16 protein-coding genes are annotated in these 15686 nt (G+C 49.2%); 8 read left to right on the top strand and 8 right to left on the bottom strand.

The window, feature by feature from the left end; translation table 11 throughout:
• Positions 1 to 2 precede the first annotated feature (2 nt).
• From H7A02_06345 to H7A02_06335, 3 genes are all read right to left on the bottom strand, one after another.
• Complete coding sequence (locus H7A02_06345) at positions 3 to 2060, bottom strand: AsmA family protein (GenBank protein ID MCP5171870.1); 2058 nt, start codon at positions 2058 to 2060, stop codon at positions 3 to 5.
• A gap of 72 nt (positions 2061 to 2132) precedes the next feature.
• Positions 2133 to 4193 (bottom strand): TonB-dependent receptor, encoded by a 2061-nt coding sequence (locus tag H7A02_06340; GenBank protein ID MCP5171869.1) that lies wholly within the window; start codon positions 4191 to 4193, stop codon positions 2133 to 2135.
• Positions 4194 to 4389: 196 nt separating this feature from the next.
• Positions 4390 to 4677, bottom strand: coding sequence for a hypothetical protein (locus H7A02_06335; GenBank protein ID MCP5171868.1), 288 nt, complete (start codon positions 4675 to 4677; stop codon positions 4390 to 4392).
• 150 nt (positions 4678 to 4827) lie between these two features.
• Between H7A02_06335 and hisB the strand changes: the two genes are divergently transcribed.
• From hisB to hisA, 3 genes are all read left to right on the top strand, one after another.
• Complete coding sequence (gene hisB, locus H7A02_06330; GenBank protein MCP5171867.1) at positions 4828 to 5421, top strand: imidazoleglycerol-phosphate dehydratase HisB; 594 nt, start codon at positions 4828 to 4830, stop codon at positions 5419 to 5421.
• Between the two features lie 25 nt (positions 5422 to 5446).
• A complete protein-coding gene (gene hisH / locus H7A02_06325; GenBank protein MCP5171866.1) occupies positions 5447 to 6106 on the top strand; it encodes an imidazole glycerol phosphate synthase subunit HisH in 660 nt (219 codons plus the stop codon).
• A 65-nt stretch (positions 6107 to 6171) separates the two neighbouring features.
• A complete protein-coding gene (hisA, locus tag H7A02_06320; protein ID MCP5171865.1) occupies positions 6172 to 6903 on the top strand; it encodes a 1-(5-phosphoribosyl)-5-[(5-phosphoribosylamino)methylideneamino]imidazole-4-carboxamide isomerase in 732 nt (243 codons plus the stop codon).
• A 77-nt stretch (positions 6904 to 6980) separates the two neighbouring features.
• On the opposite strand, the gene argF is transcribed toward hisA, so the two are convergent.
• The 5 genes from argF to H7A02_06295 form a co-directional block, all read right to left on the bottom strand.
• Complete coding sequence (gene argF, locus H7A02_06315; GenBank protein ID MCP5171864.1) at positions 6981 to 7886, bottom strand: ornithine carbamoyltransferase; 906 nt, start codon at positions 7884 to 7886, stop codon at positions 6981 to 6983.
• Positions 7886 to 9061, bottom strand: coding sequence for an acetylornithine transaminase (locus H7A02_06310; protein ID MCP5171863.1), 1176 nt, complete (start codon positions 9059 to 9061; stop codon positions 7886 to 7888). Before H7A02_06310 ends, argF begins: the two co-directional genes overlap by 1 nt.
• Positions 9062 to 9198: 137 nt before the next feature.
• On the bottom strand, positions 9199 to 9978 hold the full coding sequence (locus H7A02_06305) for a PepSY domain-containing protein (GenBank protein ID MCP5171862.1): 780 nt from the start codon (positions 9976 to 9978) through the stop codon (positions 9199 to 9201).
• Positions 9979 to 9991: 13 nt separating this feature from the next.
• Positions 9992 to 10507, bottom strand: a complete 516-nt coding sequence (locus H7A02_06300) for an FMN-binding protein (GenBank protein ID MCP5171861.1) — start codon at positions 10505 to 10507, stop codon at positions 9992 to 9994.
• A gap of 83 nt (positions 10508 to 10590) precedes the next feature.
• On the bottom strand, positions 10591 to 11793 hold the full coding sequence (locus tag H7A02_06295; GenBank protein MCP5171860.1) for a porin: 1203 nt from the start codon (positions 11791 to 11793) through the stop codon (positions 10591 to 10593).
• A 273-nt stretch (positions 11794 to 12066) separates the two neighbouring features.
• On the opposite strand from H7A02_06295, the gene grxD reads away from it, so the two are divergent.
• The 5 genes from grxD (at position 12067) to H7A02_06270 (ending at position 15683) form a co-directional block, all read left to right on the top strand.
• A complete protein-coding gene (gene grxD / locus H7A02_06290) occupies positions 12067 to 12402 on the top strand; it encodes a Grx4 family monothiol glutaredoxin (GenBank protein MCP5171859.1) in 336 nt (111 codons plus the stop codon).
• A gap of 184 nt (positions 12403 to 12586) precedes the next feature.
• Positions 12587 to 13189: a peroxiredoxin C gene (locus H7A02_06285; GenBank protein ID MCP5171858.1), complete on the top strand. Its 603-nt coding sequence runs from the start codon at positions 12587 to 12589 to the stop codon at positions 13187 to 13189.
• Positions 13190 to 13270: 81 nt separating this feature from the next.
• Positions 13271 to 13483: a SlyX family protein gene (locus H7A02_06280; protein MCP5171857.1), complete on the top strand. Its 213-nt coding sequence runs from the start codon at positions 13271 to 13273 to the stop codon at positions 13481 to 13483.
• Between the two features lie 127 nt (positions 13484 to 13610).
• A complete protein-coding gene (locus tag H7A02_06275; GenBank protein MCP5171856.1) occupies positions 13611 to 14801 on the top strand; it encodes a trans-2-enoyl-CoA reductase family protein in 1191 nt (396 codons plus the stop codon).
• A 99-nt stretch (positions 14802 to 14900) separates the two neighbouring features.
• Entirely contained in the window at positions 14901 to 15683 is a 783-nt protein-coding gene (locus tag H7A02_06270; protein ID MCP5171855.1) for an MBL fold metallo-hydrolase, read from the top strand.
• Positions 15684 to 15686: the final 3 nt, after the last annotated feature.

Genomic DNA, 15686 nt, shown 5'->3' with positions numbered 1-15686 from the left:
CGTTATTTCTTGAATATGCCGCGCAACAGGCTGTCTATCGCCTGCTGTTTTAGCTCATCCTTACTTTGTTGTTCTGGGTCTTGGGTGTCTGCTGACGATTTCTTTTCTGGTTTAAACAGCTTGTCTGAGAGCTTTTCAGCCAGTTTTTCCTTCAGCAGTTGATTCACAAAGTTTTCGTCAGGCAGGCAGCTATTCTTTGTGTTTTCTCCAAACGAACCTTTACAGCGCATGGGTATATCACGGTTACGGATTCGTTTGCTCTTCACGATACAACCCGTTGCGCTGGTGCGGTCGCCCTGCAGATTAGTGGTGATCAGCATATTGTAGGTTTTTGCTTCCAGGCTGACCTTGCCGTTGCCTCTAACGGCCAGATTCCCCAAGGCTGTTGTGAACGCGGGCAGAGTGACGATTTGCTCTTTAATCGTGATATCGCCGCTCAAGTTCCCTAGCATGGTGTTATTGCTCCATTGCTGTGGGCCGGTGTTTTCGCTTTCAATCAGTGACGCAATTTCACAGTAATTACGTTCGACATTGATATTGTTGATAACCGGTTCGAGCACAGAGAACTTTCCGGAACCATTTATATTGGCTATCAATGAATTGGTGTCGTCGCCGGAAGTTACCCCATTGAAGTTCAGATCCAATTTTCCACTGAGGTCTTTCTGTTCAGGTAGAGCCTGCTTAAGGTTAATTCCTTTAAGTGCGGCTTTGTAAATTAAGGTAGGTGTTTTACCTGAAAGGTTAATTTTTGTGTCCAGCTGAAACTGACCACCAAAGACGTCACCTGACAGGTCTGCCACATGAATAACATTGCCGTTGGCAAACAGATTGAGATGAAGCTTTTGAATTTCCATGGCTGCCTGCTTAAGTCTGTCGAGAGAAAGCTCGATGTGTCCTTTGCCTCCATCCAAAAGAGCTAGTGGGGCTAGTAAGGGTGTCAGCATTGCCGCTGAGTTCTGGTTTTGCTCAGTGTCCCCGGAAGCGGGTAGCTCAAGGGTATTGCCTTTTAATGACATCTCCAGCTGACGGGGAGGTATCAGGTTAAGTGAAAATGCGCCTGCGCCTGTGAAGTCATCCAATGTTATCCGGTATTGCTTTAGTTGGATCGCTTTTTCCGAGGCTGAAAAGTCAGTGTTGATGGAAAGCTGGGTGATACCTTCGGGGGGCTCGGGTAGCCATTCCCGGATTTTCAGGTTTTCGATATTCAGATTGCCTTTTGCCACAGGCGTGTTTGTCAGGTCTGCCACTTCAGTATTGACCTGGAATCTGGCCGATTGAGCATTACCATCCAGTTGGGTAACTTTTAATGAGCCAGCACTGGCATCGTAGCTGGCCTTAAAATGAGCCTTGATTCCGGGGTTATCTACGGCAAGGTTCCCATTGAAATCGAATTGCTGTTTTTCTGAATTTAGTTGGAGATCGATTTTAAGGTTGATTACTGAAGGTTCGTCACTCAGCAACGGCGTGGAAAAACTGAGTTCAACCGGGAACGGATGCTGTTCGAAATTCGGCCCCGTACTGAAAAATTGGATGGATTCAAGGACTCTTCGGGAATTATCTTCGCTAACCAGTTCAATACGGCTATCAACAAGACTAAAGCGATCAATGGTCAGCTGGAAGGGAGTGTCAGTATCCGACTTCCCGCTATGTTGTAAATTGGCTGCAGGTGCAGCAGGCAATGCAGCGACATTGCGGGCTTGCTGCTCGGATCTGATGGTAATGTCAGCCTGACGGATTTCTATCGCATTAAAACTGATTTTGCGGTTTAACAGGGATTTCCAGTCGAGAGCGAGGCTGGCCTGCTGAAAGGTGGTTTGTGGGATGCTGTGTTGAGCGCTCGAAAGTTCGGTGCTACCTATTTTTATAGCCAGTGTTGGAAAAAGTGTCCAGCTGAGGTCGCCGTGAATTTTTAGACTGACAGCATTCTCTGCTGCCAATTTTTCCAGTTCCGGTTTATAGGTATTGGGGTCTACGCCCAAAATCAGATATGCGACGCCAGCACATATCACTATCAGCAGGATTGCCAGCAACCCAAGTACACCTTTCACTAACTTTGACATTGATGGCAGTCCTCCCGGAACTGAAAAACGGCTTAAGCCTAACTATTTGTATAAATAAAAGGTTGGTGAGCGTTAGAAAGATAAGCGCGCGCCAAGTTCCAGACTGCGACCGGCTTCTGGTGAAACCTCCCGCAAGAAGGATGTGGCGTTACGAATCTCTTCGTCGAGCAGGTTACGGGCTTTTAGGAAAATGAGCCACTCCTGATTTCGCCAATGCACATGATAGTGCAGGTTGACGTCGAAACGGGTATAAGCATCGGTAGAAAATTCCTGATTGCCTGGGTGCTTTTGCTCTTCGACCTCGGTTAATCGCAATTGGCCACTCCATTCGCCTGACTGGAAGTTCAGGGCGACTCCGTATCGCAATGGCGGTATTCTCGGCACATCACCGCCGCTGTCAAGCCTGGCTCGCACGTAATCGCCAAAGGCTGTTAATCGCCAGTTGTCTGATAATGCCGTGGTGGCTTCAATCTCTGCTCCTGTGAATGTCGCATCGACCTGAGTGAACTGAAATATTGGCAGTTCTTCATCGGTGTCCTCAAGGCCCGTGTTGGCTTTGTAGATAAAGTTGTCGATTCGGTTGTAAAACAGGTTTAGATTCAGTTCCACAACAGTATCCAGATGGTAACCGGCTTCGATATTCAGGCTGGTTTCCTCGTCGAGATCGGCATCGCCCAAGTCAATGCTTGAGGTGGCCAAATGGGGGCCATCCGAGAGCAGCTCTTCCAACGATGGGGCACGTTGGGCGCGGTTTAGTGAAAGGCTCAGTTCCTGATCCGGAGATAAGGTCCATAACCCGGCAGCTGAAACACTGACGGTGTTGTGTTCAATTTCCGCGTTGCCGCTAGGATCGATGGTTTGACGGTCAATACGCAAACCGATTTCATACACTGGCTGCCGGTCATGCTCTTTTTCGGTTTCCAGTACCCAGAACAACCCCCGATTGGTGATATCCGATGGCGGGATAAACGCTTCGTCGCCGATGGCGGCAAAATCACGTTGCTCCAGTTGTAAGCCTACGGCGCCATGCCAGCCATAAAAAGGTTGATGGATCAATTCCACGCGGGACTCCCAGGCATCGTTCTCGAACCGGGTGCCGGGTCTGCCATTTTCCAGCTCGATATGCTCGTAATCGTTGTGGCTCAGGCGGAATCGTCCGCTGTCAAAACCGGCAAGTGGCAGGTTGTTCCATTCAGACTTGATGTCGACGCGGGTTTGCTCCATGTCAATGCGTACGGTTTCTTCCTCTTCGTGCTCGTCTTCGTCTCCGTGGTCTTCCTCTTCGTCATGATGGCTGTGGGCGCCGGAGGGGATGCCGTATTCGTTTTGCAGCTGGCTGATGGCGATACCAACAAAGCCATCGCTGCCAATCCAGGATAAGCCGACTGTTCCGCTACGGGCTTGCATATCGGTATTGGCAACAAAACCGTCAGTGGTTGCATGGTCAGAAGGGTCTTCGCCGGGTTCAACTTCCTGGGCCAGACCATGGATATCCAGGTTGTTGCTGTCGCGGTAGAGGCCGTCCAGGTGCCAGGCAAATCTCCCTGCACCTCCTTCAAGTAGAAACACGCTGTTATTCTGGTCGTTAACCGTATTGTGGCGCAGCTCGATGGCTCCGGAAGTGGTTTCCGGTAGCCGGTCAGAAATCCGGTTGTCGAGAACATTCACAACGCCTCCGATCGCACCGTTGCCGTAACGCAACGTCGCCGGGCCACGTAAAATCTCGATGCGTTCTGCTAATAGCGGCTCAATACTGATGGCGTGGTCTGCACTGGAGGTGGAGGTATCAAGTGACCCCAGACTGTCTTGAAGCACCCGGACCCGATTGTCCGACTGCCCACGGATGATCGGTCTGCCTACACCGGGCCCAAAGCCTGAATTAGTAACGCCGCGCTCGTTTTCCAGAGTTTCTCCCAGCGATGCAGCGGCATTGTTACGCAATGCGTCGCCTGTCAGCAAGCTGGTCGCTTTATTCACTCCGGAAGATAGTTCTCCCAAGGGGGATGCGGAAATAATCACTTCAGTCAGTGTGTCGTCTGCGTGGTGCTGTTCAGTCTCGGCATGTGGCCTGGCTAGCACAGGTTCCACAGAAAAAACGCCAACGATCATTGTCGGCAGTATCAGGTTTTTCATTGTTTTCTTCCTCGAATAGAAACATCAAGCAAGGCCAGACAGGTTGTCATTGCGCAAAGCAGCGATTCAGATGGTTCTTTTCATTGAGCCGTCACAACGTGCTTTACTGAAACACGCACAAGGTGCACCGTGCATAAGCACGAGCTGATTTTCTCAGATGACTAGTCTTGGCCTTTGCGGATAAAAAAGGTTTCGATCAGAGGGGGGCGGGAGGCGCGCGGCTATGCTGGCTGGTTACAGGCTGGTTTTTAGAGGCTGGCCTGGGTTGGGTAAAAATAACGGCATACTGCCGCTCAATCTGCAAGACGGGTGAGTTGGCACTTAACGTGAGGTTATGGCTGTCACCAGAGAGGCAGACAGAGCACTGTGCGTTGTCCCGGTCGAGATGAATGTGTTCGGCTGAAACCTGACCGGCAAACAGCACGCTGCCGATCAGCAGCAGTGCGAGCAGGGTATGAGTGCGAACATGAACGATCATGTGCATGAATCTAATGCAAGGCTGCCTGCTTGTCTAGAATGGCGGACACTATTTTCCGGTTATTTTATGGCGGCGATGGCATTGGCACTTTATAATGGCGCACTGATATAACTGTGAACGCCTACTGGGTGATCATTCGCAACAGGCGGAGCAAGCATGAGCGATCGAATAGCGACAGTCAGTCGCGACACGCTGGAAACCAAGATTACCGTTGAGCTGAATCTTGACGGAACCGGCACGGGTCAATTTGAAACCGGTGTGCCGTTTCTGGAGCATATGCTCGACCAGATCGCACGCCACGGCATGATTGACCTGAATGTTCGCGCTGATGGCGATACACACATTGATGATCACCACACGGTTGAAGATATCGGTATTACCCTTGGTCAGGCGTTTAACAAGGCGCTGGGCGATAAAAAGGGGTTGCGTCGCTACGGGCATGCTTATGTTCCTCTGGACGAAGCGCTATCTCGTGTGGTGATCGATTTTTCCGGGCGCCCCGGTCTTGAGATGCATGTAGATTATACCCGTGCGCGAGTAGGTGGTTTTGATGTGGATTTGTCCTACGAGTTTTTTCAGGGCTTTGTGAACCACGCTGGTGCCACGCTGCACATTGATAATCTTCGCGGTAGCAATGCTCACCATCAGATCGAGACCGTTTTCAAGGCTTTCGGTAGAGCGGTGCGCATGGCTATTGAGGAAGATCCCCGGATGGCGGGTATCACTCCCTCCACCAAAGGAACTCTTTGACACAATTTAGAGCTGTAGTTTTCCAATGACTGATTTTCGTACACGAATTGCCGTGCTGGATTACGGTATGGGTAACCTGCATTCTGCGTCAAAAGCGCTGGAGCATGTTGCCCCGCACGCAGATGTCATCGTGACGTCTGATGTTGCGGATATTGCGGATGCTGACCGGGTGGTTTTCCCCGGTGTTGGAGCCATTCGTGACTGTATGGGCGAGATCCGTCGGTTGGGGTTTGATGCGGCTATCAGCAAAGCCATTGCTGAGAAGCCTGTGCTTGGTATCTGTGTGGGCATGCAGGCGTTGATGGAACATAGTGAAGAGAACGGCGGCGTTGACTGTATTGGCGTACTGCCCGGCAATGTTCGCTACTTCGGCAAACACCTCACTGATGACTCCGGTGAGAAACTTAAAGTTCCTCATATGGGCTGGAATCAGGTGCATCAAACTATCGATCACCCCATGTGGCATGGTATTGAGCAAGACAGTCGATTTTATTTTGTACACAGCTATTACGTTCAGACAGCTGATAGCTCGTTGGTTGCCGGTACCTGCGACTATGGTGTAAATTTTTCTGCCTCTCTTGCGAGGGGGAACCTCTTTGCCGTGCAGTTTCATCCCGAGAAAAGCCATACTGCCGGGCTGAAGTTGCTGGAAAATTTTGTCAGTTGGCAGGGTTCTTCCAGCTAGTATCGCAACTGAAAAATGAATGCCATTCCACTTTAATGTAACAACCAAGAACTGGATATTTACCGATGCTGATTATTCCCGCCATTGATTTGAAAGACGGTGATTGTGTACGACTGAGACAGGGCAGAATGGAAGATTCAACGGTATTTTCAGGTAGCCCGGTCGACATGGCTGCCCGATGGGTGAACGCTGGAACTCGCCGTTTACACTTGGTTGATTTGAATGGTGCCTTTGCGGGGGAGCCTGTTAATGGTGGTGTGGTTACTGATATTGCCAGGGCCTTTCCGAACTTGCCTATTCAGATCGGCGGCGGTATTCGCAGCGGTGAAACGATCGAGGCGTACCTTAAAGCGGGTGTGGAGTTCGTGATTATTGGTACCAAAGCAGTTAAAGAGCCGGCGTTTGTCACTGAAATGTGCCAGCAATTTCCTGGCCATATCATTGTAGGTATTGACGCTAAAAATGGACTGGTGGCCACGGATGGTTGGGCAGAAGTCACCGATGTTAAAGCAACCGAACTGGCAAAAAAGTTTGAGTCCGATGGGGTCAGCGCTATTGTGTACACTGATATTGATCGAGACGGCATGATGCAGGGTGTAAACGTTGAGGCTACTGTCACGATGGCCCAGGCTTCTTCTATTCCTGTGATCGCTTCCGGTGGAATTACCAATATGGATGACATCCGCGCGTTGAGTGCGGTTGCGAGCCAGGGCATTTTGGGCGCTATTACCGGTCGGGCCATTTACGAGGGGACGCTGGATGTGGCTGAAGCCCAGGCGCTCTGTGACGCGGGCTAAGAGTTTCTGCCGTACTAAGGGCTTTCTGTCGGGCTAAAGGCTCTCTTTCGAAAGTGCTTTCGAAGAAAACGTTGAGGTTACTGATTCAACAGAAATTCCAGTAACGCTTTTTGTGCATGTAGCCGGTTTTCCGCTTCGTCCCAGACCACTGAATATTTGGAATCCATAATCGTATCGCTGATTTCCATGCCACGATAGGCCGGCAGACAGTGCATGAAAAGGGCGCCCGGCGCTGCCTTTGTCATTAGTGCTTCATCAACGCAATAGCCTGAGAATGCGGCTTCTCGCTCCTTCTTTTCTTCTTCCTGCCCCATTGAGGCCCAGGTGTCCGTAACCACGAGGTCGGCACCGATGACGGCCTGTTGAGGATCGCGAACAATGCTGACCCGACTACTGTATTTATTCAGCAGCGAGCGATTGGGCTCGTACCCTTTCGGGCAGGCGACAATGAGTTCGAAATCAAGAATATCAGCAGCATTCATATAGGAATGACACATATTGTTGCCGTCACCAACCCAGACTACTTTTTTGCCTTGCAAGCTGCCACGGTGCTCGACAAATGTCTGGATATCAGCCAGTAATTGGCAGGGGTGATAGCTGTCGGTGAGCGCGTTAATCACCGGAACGGAAGAATACTCTGCAAACTTCTCCACCTTGTCGTGACCGAAAGTGCGAATCATGACAATATCCACCATGCTGGATATTACCCGAGCAGAGTCTTCAATGATTTCACCACGCCCCAGTTGGGTGTCCTCAGGAGACAGGAATAGCGCATTGCCGCCCAGCTGGGCCATGCCCGCTTCGAAAGATACCCGTGTTCTGGTTGATGATTTTTCAAAAATCATCGCCAGCACTTTTCCGTCACAGGGTTTGCCTGCCGTGCCAGCTTTGTGTTGCGCTTTTAACTCGATAGCACGTTGAATAAGGCCGTTGAGTTCGGCCAGAGATAAATCGTGCAGGGTTAAAAAGTGACGTATGGCCATTATTGGGCCTCCTCAATAATCAGAGGCACCAGTGTGTTAACCAATTGATCAGCCTGCTCGCGGGTGAAATTCAGCGCAGGTAACAATCGAATGACAGAGCCTGCAGTAACATTGATCAACAACCCCTTTTCAATGGCTTTAGTGACCAAATCGCCACAGGGGTGATCAAGTTCAATGCCAATCATCAGTCCCTGGCCACGGATGTCAACAACCTGGTCGTAGTCTGCGAGTGCTGCTGAAAACTGTTCAATCAGATATGCGCCCAGTTTCGTAGCATTCTCGCAGAGATTTTCTGACTCGATAACGTCAATGGTTGCCAGCGCTGCAGCGCAGGCCAGAGGGTTGCCGCCGAATGTAGAGCCGTGATTGCCGGGCTGCATTAATTGTGAGGCAACACCTGATGCGAGGCAGACGCCTATAGGCATGCCGTTACCCAGCCCTTTGGCGGTGGTGACCACGTCAGGAAGAAAACTGCAGTGCTGATAGTTGAAGAAACGCCCTGTGCGTCCATTGCCGGTTTGGATTTCGTCAAGCATCATTAGCCAGTTGTTATCAGAGCACAGCTGCCGGATATTGGTGAGATAGTTTGCGTCGGGGATATGGATGCCACCTTCGCCCTGTATGGGTTCAACAAAAACAGCGACAACATTGTTATTGTTTTTGGCGATATTTTCCAACGCTTCCATATCGTTAAAGGGGGCTCGCACAAAGCCGCCTACCAGTGGTTCAAAACCAGCCTGTACCTTGCGATTGCCCGTGGCACTCAGTGTTGCCAGAGTACGACCGTGAAAGGAGTGTTCCATCACAATAATAGCGGGTTTGTCTATGCCTTTGGAATGGCCGTAAAGCCGGGCCAGTTTGATGGCTGCTTCGTTTGCTTCTGCTCCCGAGTTGCCAAAAAACATATTGGTCATGCCCGAGATAGACTGTAGTTTGTCAGCGAGAGTTTGTTGTTGCGGAATATTGTATAAGTTTGAGCAATGACACAATGTGGCCGCCTGATTCGACAACGCTCGGGTGACGGCAGGGTGTGCGTGACCAAGACCGCAAACTGCTATCCCGGCCAGCGCATCGAGGTATTTGTTGCCTTTTTCATCCCATACCCAGCTGCCTTCACCCTTGCTCAGGGTCAGTTGCCGGGTGCCGTAATTATTCATCAGTGCTTCTCTGCTCATGGCGAATGTCAACTATCTTCTTTTATAAAAATAAAACAACTAAAAACGAAAAAAGGCAGCGCCAGCTGCCTGTGAGACCCAGATATTAATGATATTACTGAATATAAGCAACGCCCAAGCATTTCATATGATGATACCTATTGACGTTTTTTGCCCAGTATCCGTTTGTGGTTTAACCAGGCCCATAGGCCGCTCAATGCCAGTAAACAGATCATAATGCCAGCCAAGTCGGTTAAATATACGCCGAAATTTCCCAATATCCGACCACTGTGGATATCCAGCAGCAGAGTTTCCAGCGTGATACTGGCTTTTATCTCTTCGTAAATTGCTTCCTGTAAATAGTCGGGCAGCTGTTTTTGTTCAGGCCATTGATGGATGTTCTGGTCTGGCTCGATGCTGGCTGTAAGTGTGTCCGGATTAAATGTCAGAATGCCACTGCTTGTTAGTAGGTATAGCATGTCGTTGGTGTTGGTAATACTGCGAACATCAGCAGGTAGCCCAAATGCAGGCGTTATCGTTTCAAGTACGTCCCCTGAACGGGTGAGAAGCAAAAGCTGATCCTGGCAGAGTGCCAGATAATACTGCTGGTATTCTACTGCGCCATGAAGAGGCGATGCGCATTCAGTAATGGGTGCATGGTTCATATACAGTTGGTTATTGAACTGGCTAAACCAGTTGTCATTTCCCAGTGAGAAGCCATAGGCTTTTATCGGATCATCATTTTCAAGACCATACCAGCTGAGCAGTAATGAATTATTTAAGCGAACGCTGGATAATTTGAGACTGTGGGTGTGGTTTATCAAAATGCCGGTTACAGCGAGCAATACAATGAGTAACCCCAGTATCAGGCCAATCCGCCGATGCCAGCGTAAAAGTTTAACGGTTGTTTTTTTGAGTGATCGGATATTTGAGGACAAAGGGGTTAATTACTTATTGGGCAAGAGCCTGTTTGTGGTAGTAGAGCGCCAGGTTGGCTGTTCTTGTTACGGCTCGAACAGACAGGGTGGCGCCGGTAATGCCATCTATTTTACTGTTTAACCGATAATTTTCATCCAGTTTTCCATTAATAAACTGTTTGCGGAAAGCCGGATAACGGACTTCACCGCCGCGACTCTCCCTGTATTCAAGAATCTCTACCTTATGGATACGGTCACTATCAATCACTATGCCGATAGTGATGGGTAACTCCTTGCCAATCTCTTCAAGTATCCAGGCCGTCCGATTGCCAAGTTTCCAGTAGCGTACACGCAGGCTGTTGACAGGGCGGTTCATGATTTTTGCAGCAGTCAGTTTGTGTGCCTTGCCAAGCCACAGGGTTTCCAGAGCGGGTTGCTGGTGATTGAAGGATTCTGCCAGAAAGTCATTTGTTGACAGATAGACGCCTTTTGCCTGGATGCTGGTTGTAAACAGAATGAAAACCGGTAACAGGTATTTAATGGCGTTCATGGCGGAGCCTTGAAAAAATGGCAGGGGATAGCTTATACCCCTGCCGTGACCAAGATTAATAGTTGAGTGACGCGCTTTAGCTGTTAGAAACTCCAGCCAACGCCCAAGTTAAAGGCGTCACTCTCTGCATCACCGACACTATCCGAATAGTCGGCTTTCAGCACGACACGGGGGTGTAGCCAGTAATTAATGCCGTAGTCCCAGGTGTCGTAATCAGTATCTGACTTGTCGCCGCGCTCGAATTCACTGTAACGGGCAAAGATTCCCAGCTTGGGGGTGATTTTGAACGAGGGCTCCACATACCAGCCATCGAGAGAGTCAGCCTCTGCGGTTTCTGCGTCGTCTCCGTCAATGTCCCAGTTGGCATACAGTGCCCGCAATCCAAAACGATCACCCTGGTAAGCAAGGTGTGTTTCAAACAGAGTGGCTTCGGCGCTCTCGCTGAAAGTTGTGCTGCCTTGAGTAATATCCTGCTGGTGCTGAATGGTTGCGGCCAGTTCCAGCCCGGGAATGCCGGTGTATTTCAGGCGGCCGGTGAAGGCCAGATCTTCTGCGTTGGCTTCGGCTGATTTCTGGCGGCCACTGCGTATGCGAAATGAATTCGGCACTTCAAGCCCGCTATGTATTGCTGCGTTATAGCTCAGGCCAGGCGCGATCTCTCCTGTTACCATGACACCAGTTTCCCACCATGTGGCGGGAATGATTTCTTTTTCAACATTATTGCGCTCGGTACCGTAGAAAGTATCCGGTTCATGGGTCTCGTTTAAGATGCCAACGGGTATCAGGAATTGACCGATTTGCACGCGATGGTTGTCTGCGAAATCCCACTCGATAAAGGCTTGTTCAAGTTCAACTTCACCGGGCTTTCCGTCTCCGGCGAGGGAGTGTTCCAGCTCAAACTCGGAGAAAAAGCGCAGATCATCAGTAAACTGATGAGCGAAGTAGAGGACATAGCGGTGTGCATCAATCTGATCATTATCGTCCTCTATGTGGTTAAAGTGATGTTCGCCGTAACCGCCTATGGAGGTTCTTTCTACCCACGACGCCAGTTTTGTTGAAACACTGGAGACCGATTCAACCGCATCTGCCGTCGCGGTTACACGGGTTTGAGTTTCCTTTATTTGCTGGGTGTTTTTCCCCAGTTCAGCTTTCAGGGTTTGAATTTCAGCTTGCTGTTGTTGTATCAGCTCCCACATTTCTTCCATGCTGGGCGTAGCTGCACTGGCAGAAGCGGTCAGTGCGGCAGCATTCAGGCCGATAATGGTTGCAAGTAATTGTTTCTTCATAAAAATTTCCCGTTGCTATATAGATAAAGTTGGTGTGAATGTTTTTGTTATTGGTCTTTCGTTGATGCGAAGGTGGCGTATGGTAACGACAACTTTTTACGAATGCAACTCATTATCATTATCGTTTGATGTGAATCAAAAGTTGTGTGGGCTCATACGCCAAAAGCTTTTGGTTCGGGAGAAGTTATTTTAAGGAGAAGGTTTTAGACGGGGGCAGAAACAGGTAAAATAACCAACCTTTCCAGTCAGATATTATTTAAAGGTAGTCACTCTATGGATATTATGGATACGATTCGTGAACAGATAGAAGGCAACGCCATCATCCTCTATATGAAGGGTTCTCCTAACCAGCCTCAGTGTGGTTTTTCGGCGCGTACGGTGCAGGCGGTTATGGAGTGTGGCCAGCGGTTTGCGTATGTGGATATTCTGTCAAACCCGGATATTCGTGCCAATTTGCCAAAGTATGGTAACTGGCCGACGTTCCCGCAGCTGTGGGTTAACGGCGAGCTGATCGGCGGTTGCGATATTGTTACCGAGATGCATCAAAAAGGTGAATTGAAAGAGGTTATCGAGGAAGCTGCGGCAAACGATGAAGGTAGCGCCGAATAGACTGTCATTTTTACTTTGAGTCAGTGCTGATTCGGTGAGTTGCTTTGGGTTGGTTAGGTATAAGTAAGACCAATCATTGGTATAGCGATTTACAATGGGACAGTTTGTGGCCAATGTGTAAAATGATTGTCAGAGGTTGTTAACCCGATTTTAATCTTAAACGTTCACTAACAGGAGTTATAACATGGGTGTATTAGTAGGTAAGCCGGCCCCGGACTTTACTGCAGCGGCAGTGTTGGGTAATGGAGAAATTATTGACGCATTTAACCTGGCTGAATCAACCAAGGGGAAAAAGGCGGTTATCTTCTTTTATCCACTGGATTTTACATTTGTTTGCCCTTCAGAGCTGATTGCGTTTGATCACCGATATGAAGAGTTTCAAAAGCGCGGTGTTGAGGTGATTGGTGTATCCATTGATTCCCAGTTCAGTCACAATGCCTGGCGCAACACAGCCATTGAAGATGGTGGTATTGGCAAGGTTAAATATACTCTTGTGGCGGATACCAAGCACGAAATTTGCCAGGCATATGATGTTGAGTCAGCAGGTGGAGTAGCCTTTCGCGCTTCTTTCCTGATCGACGAAGAAGGAAATGTTCGCCATCAGGTCGTTAACGATTTGCCACTTGGCCGTAATGTGGATGAGATGCTGAGAATGGTGGATGCGCTTAACTTCCACCAGGCGCACGGTGAAGTTTGTCCTGCAGGTTGGACTGAAGGAGACAGTGGTATGACTGCGACACCGGATGGCGTTGCCGCATACTTGTCAAGTAATGCTGACAAGCTGTAAATCAGCTATTTGTTGTTAAGTTATACAGAAGGCCGCAGGTATTTACCTGCGGTTTTTTTTGTAAAAAAGAGGTTGGGAACAGTGAGTGAATCACGTTTAATCGAACTTGAAACCCGGCAGGTTTATCAGGAAGATTTACTGGATGATCTTAATAAAATTGTTGCTGCTCAGCAGATGCAAATTGATGAGTTGAGCGAGGCTTGCAAAATTTTGATCGATCGCTTCAATGAACTTGCAGAAGGTGGTTTGTCTGACGGTGGTGTTGCCAGCGATAGCCCTCCGCCACATTATTGAAACAACCGAAATTGCAGTAACCAAAGAATGATGCAGGTAGCGCATGGCGCAATAAACGCCTTCGCTGTATTATTGGCGCCTGACCAAAAATTGAAATAATTCCAGAGACTGATTGACGGAGAGCGGGATGATTATCAAACCTAGAATTCGTGGTTTTATGTGTATTACTACGCATCCAGCCGGTTGTGAAGCCAACGTAAAACAACAAATTGATTATATAAAATCCAGAGCGCCTATGGGCGATGGCCCCAAGCGAGTACTGGTAATAGGGGCATCGACGGGTTATGGCCTGGCTTCGCGGATTACCGCTGCGTTTGGCTATGGTGCGTCAACACTGGGTATTTTCTTTGAGAAGGAAGGTGAAGAAAAACGGCCCGGTACTGCCGGCTGGTATAACTCTGCCGCTTTCCACAAGTTTGCCGATCAGGATGGACTTTATGCGAAGAGCATCAATGGTGATGCATTTTCCGATGAGATCAAGGCCAAAACGATTGCAACCATTAAGGAAGATCTCGGTCAGGTGGACCTGGTTATCTACAGTCTGGCGGCCCCCCGCCGTCAACACCCTAAAACCGGTGAAGTATTCAGCTCTACCCTCAAGCCAATTGGTAAAGCCGTCACCCAGCGCGGGCTGAATACCGATAAAGAAGTGATTCAGGATTTCTCTCTGGAGCCAGCCAGCCAGGAAGATATTGATAACACTGTCGCTGTCATGGGCGGTGAAGACTGGCAGATGTGGATTGATGCGCTTGATGAGGCTGGTGTCCTGGCGCCTGGGGCTAAAACTTCATCTTTTACCTATGTGGGTGAAAAGCTGACCTGGGATATTTACTGGAATGGTACTATTGGACAGGCCAAGAAGGATCTCGATAAGAAAGCCTTGGATATTCGAGGCAAGCTGGCTGTTTCTGGTGGTGATGCCCGTGTATCGGTGCTCAAGGCTGTGGTTACGCAGGCGAGTTCAGCTATTCCAATCATGCCGCTTTATCTGTCACTGCTGTTCAAGGTGATGAAAGAAGATGGTAGTCACGAGGGGTGTATTGAGCAGTTATTCAGGCTTTATAAAGAGTGCCTGTATTCTGATTCACCAAGGCTGGATGACGAAGGACGTTATCGCGTCGATGAACTGGAGTTGCGCCCGGAAATACAGCAGGCGGTAGAAGATGCCTGGGGTGTGATCACCACGGAGAGATTGCATGAGCTATCTGATCTGAAAGGTTACAAGGAAGAGTTTTTGCGGTTGTTCGGATTTGAAGTCCCTGGTGTGGATTACGAAGCTGACGTTAACCCTGTAGTGCCTATAAATAATCTCGTCTGATGTCATGGGGGCCGGTGCGCAAGCATCGGCCTTTTTGTTATGCCTGTCATAAAATTGTCTGATCTGGTTCGTCGAATAACGGCACCCAACCCTGGCCGTATGACAGGCAATGGCACAAACACTTATTTAGTGGGTAATGAAAAGGTTGCGGTTATTGACCCCGGTCCACCAATCGATTCTCATATCAACGAAATTTTGGGTGCCTGTGGTGATCGCCTGAAATGGATTCTGGTTACACACACGCATCCGGATCATTCTCCTGCTGCCAGTATGCTGGCTGAACGATCGGGAGCCCAATTACTGGGCTGTGTGATGCCTGATGATGGCCATCAGGACATGAGTTTTACGGTTAAACAAAATATTCAGCATGGCGAATTGCTTTCGTCCAGCGAGTTTGTTCTTGAAGCAATTCATACACCGGGACACGTAGCAAATCATTATTGTTATTTTTTGCATCAGGACGGTCTGTTGTTTTCAGGCGACCATATTATGAACGGATCATCGGTAGTCATCATTCCCCCGGCCGGTGATATGGCCCACTATCTACAATCGACTGAGTTGTTGGCCGGTTTTCCGATCACGGCAATTGCTCCGGGCCACGGCGATGTAATGGATAACCCCGAGCGAGTGCTGAAAAATATTGTTCGGCACCGAATGATTCGCGAGAAAAAAATCATGCGAATACTTCGGGAAATGGAGCAGGCGTCACTCGATCAATTGTTGCCTCCGGTATACGATGATGTTGATCCGGCGCTGCATAGGATGGCGAAATTATCCCTGTGGGCTCATGTACTTAAGCTTGAACACGAAGGCCAGATAAAAAAGCGAATTGTTGGCCACTGGGCTTTTGGTGAAGAACTGTGGGTCCCTTCGACTCGGTAACAC

This window comes from Pseudomonadales bacterium, from assembly GCA_024234435.1.
In the GTDB taxonomy this organism is placed as follows: domain Bacteria; phylum Pseudomonadota; class Gammaproteobacteria; order Pseudomonadales; family Porticoccaceae; genus JACKOF01.
The sequence above is the reverse complement of the archived record's forward strand: the minus strand, read 5'-3'. Positions and strand labels throughout refer to the sequence as shown.

Bases quoted from the DNA above. Each gene is read 5' to 3' on its own strand.
- H7A02_06295 (MCP5171860.1), bottom strand. From the start codon at position 11,793: ATGAAGAAACAATTACTTGCAACCATTATCGGCCTGAATGCTGCCGCA.
- hisA (MCP5171865.1), top strand. From the start codon at position 6,172: ATGCTGATTATTCCCGCCATTGATTTGAAAGACGGTGATTGTGTACGA.
- grxD (MCP5171859.1), top strand. From the start codon at position 12,067: ATGGATATTATGGATACGATTCGTGAACAGATAGAAGGCAACGCCATC.
- H7A02_06340 (MCP5171869.1), bottom strand. From the start codon at position 4,193: ATGAAAAACCTGATACTGCCGACAATGATCGTTGGCGTTTTTTCTGTG.
- hisB (MCP5171867.1), top strand. From the start codon at position 4,828: ATGAGCGATCGAATAGCGACAGTCAGTCGCGACACGCTGGAAACCAAG.
- H7A02_06335 (MCP5171868.1), bottom strand. From the start codon at position 4,677: ATGCACATGATCGTTCATGTTCGCACTCATACCCTGCTCGCACTGCTG.
- H7A02_06300 (MCP5171861.1), bottom strand. From the start codon at position 10,507: ATGAACGCCATTAAATACCTGTTACCGGTTTTCATTCTGTTTACAACC.
- H7A02_06275 (MCP5171856.1), top strand. From the start codon at position 13,611: ATGATTATCAAACCTAGAATTCGTGGTTTTATGTGTATTACTACGCAT.
- argF (MCP5171864.1), bottom strand. From the start codon at position 7,886: ATGGCCATACGTCACTTTTTAACCCTGCACGATTTATCTCTGGCCGAA.
- H7A02_06345 (MCP5171870.1), bottom strand. From the start codon at position 2,060: ATGTCAAAGTTAGTGAAAGGTGTACTTGGGTTGCTGGCAATCCTGCTG.
- H7A02_06285 (MCP5171858.1), top strand. From the start codon at position 12,587: ATGGGTGTATTAGTAGGTAAGCCGGCCCCGGACTTTACTGCAGCGGCA.
- H7A02_06270 (MCP5171855.1), top strand. From the start codon at position 14,901: ATGACAGGCAATGGCACAAACACTTATTTAGTGGGTAATGAAAAGGTT.
- hisH (MCP5171866.1), top strand. From the start codon at position 5,447: ATGACTGATTTTCGTACACGAATTGCCGTGCTGGATTACGGTATGGGT.
- H7A02_06310 (MCP5171863.1), bottom strand. From the start codon at position 9,061: ATGAGCAGAGAAGCACTGATGAATAATTACGGCACCCGGCAACTGACC.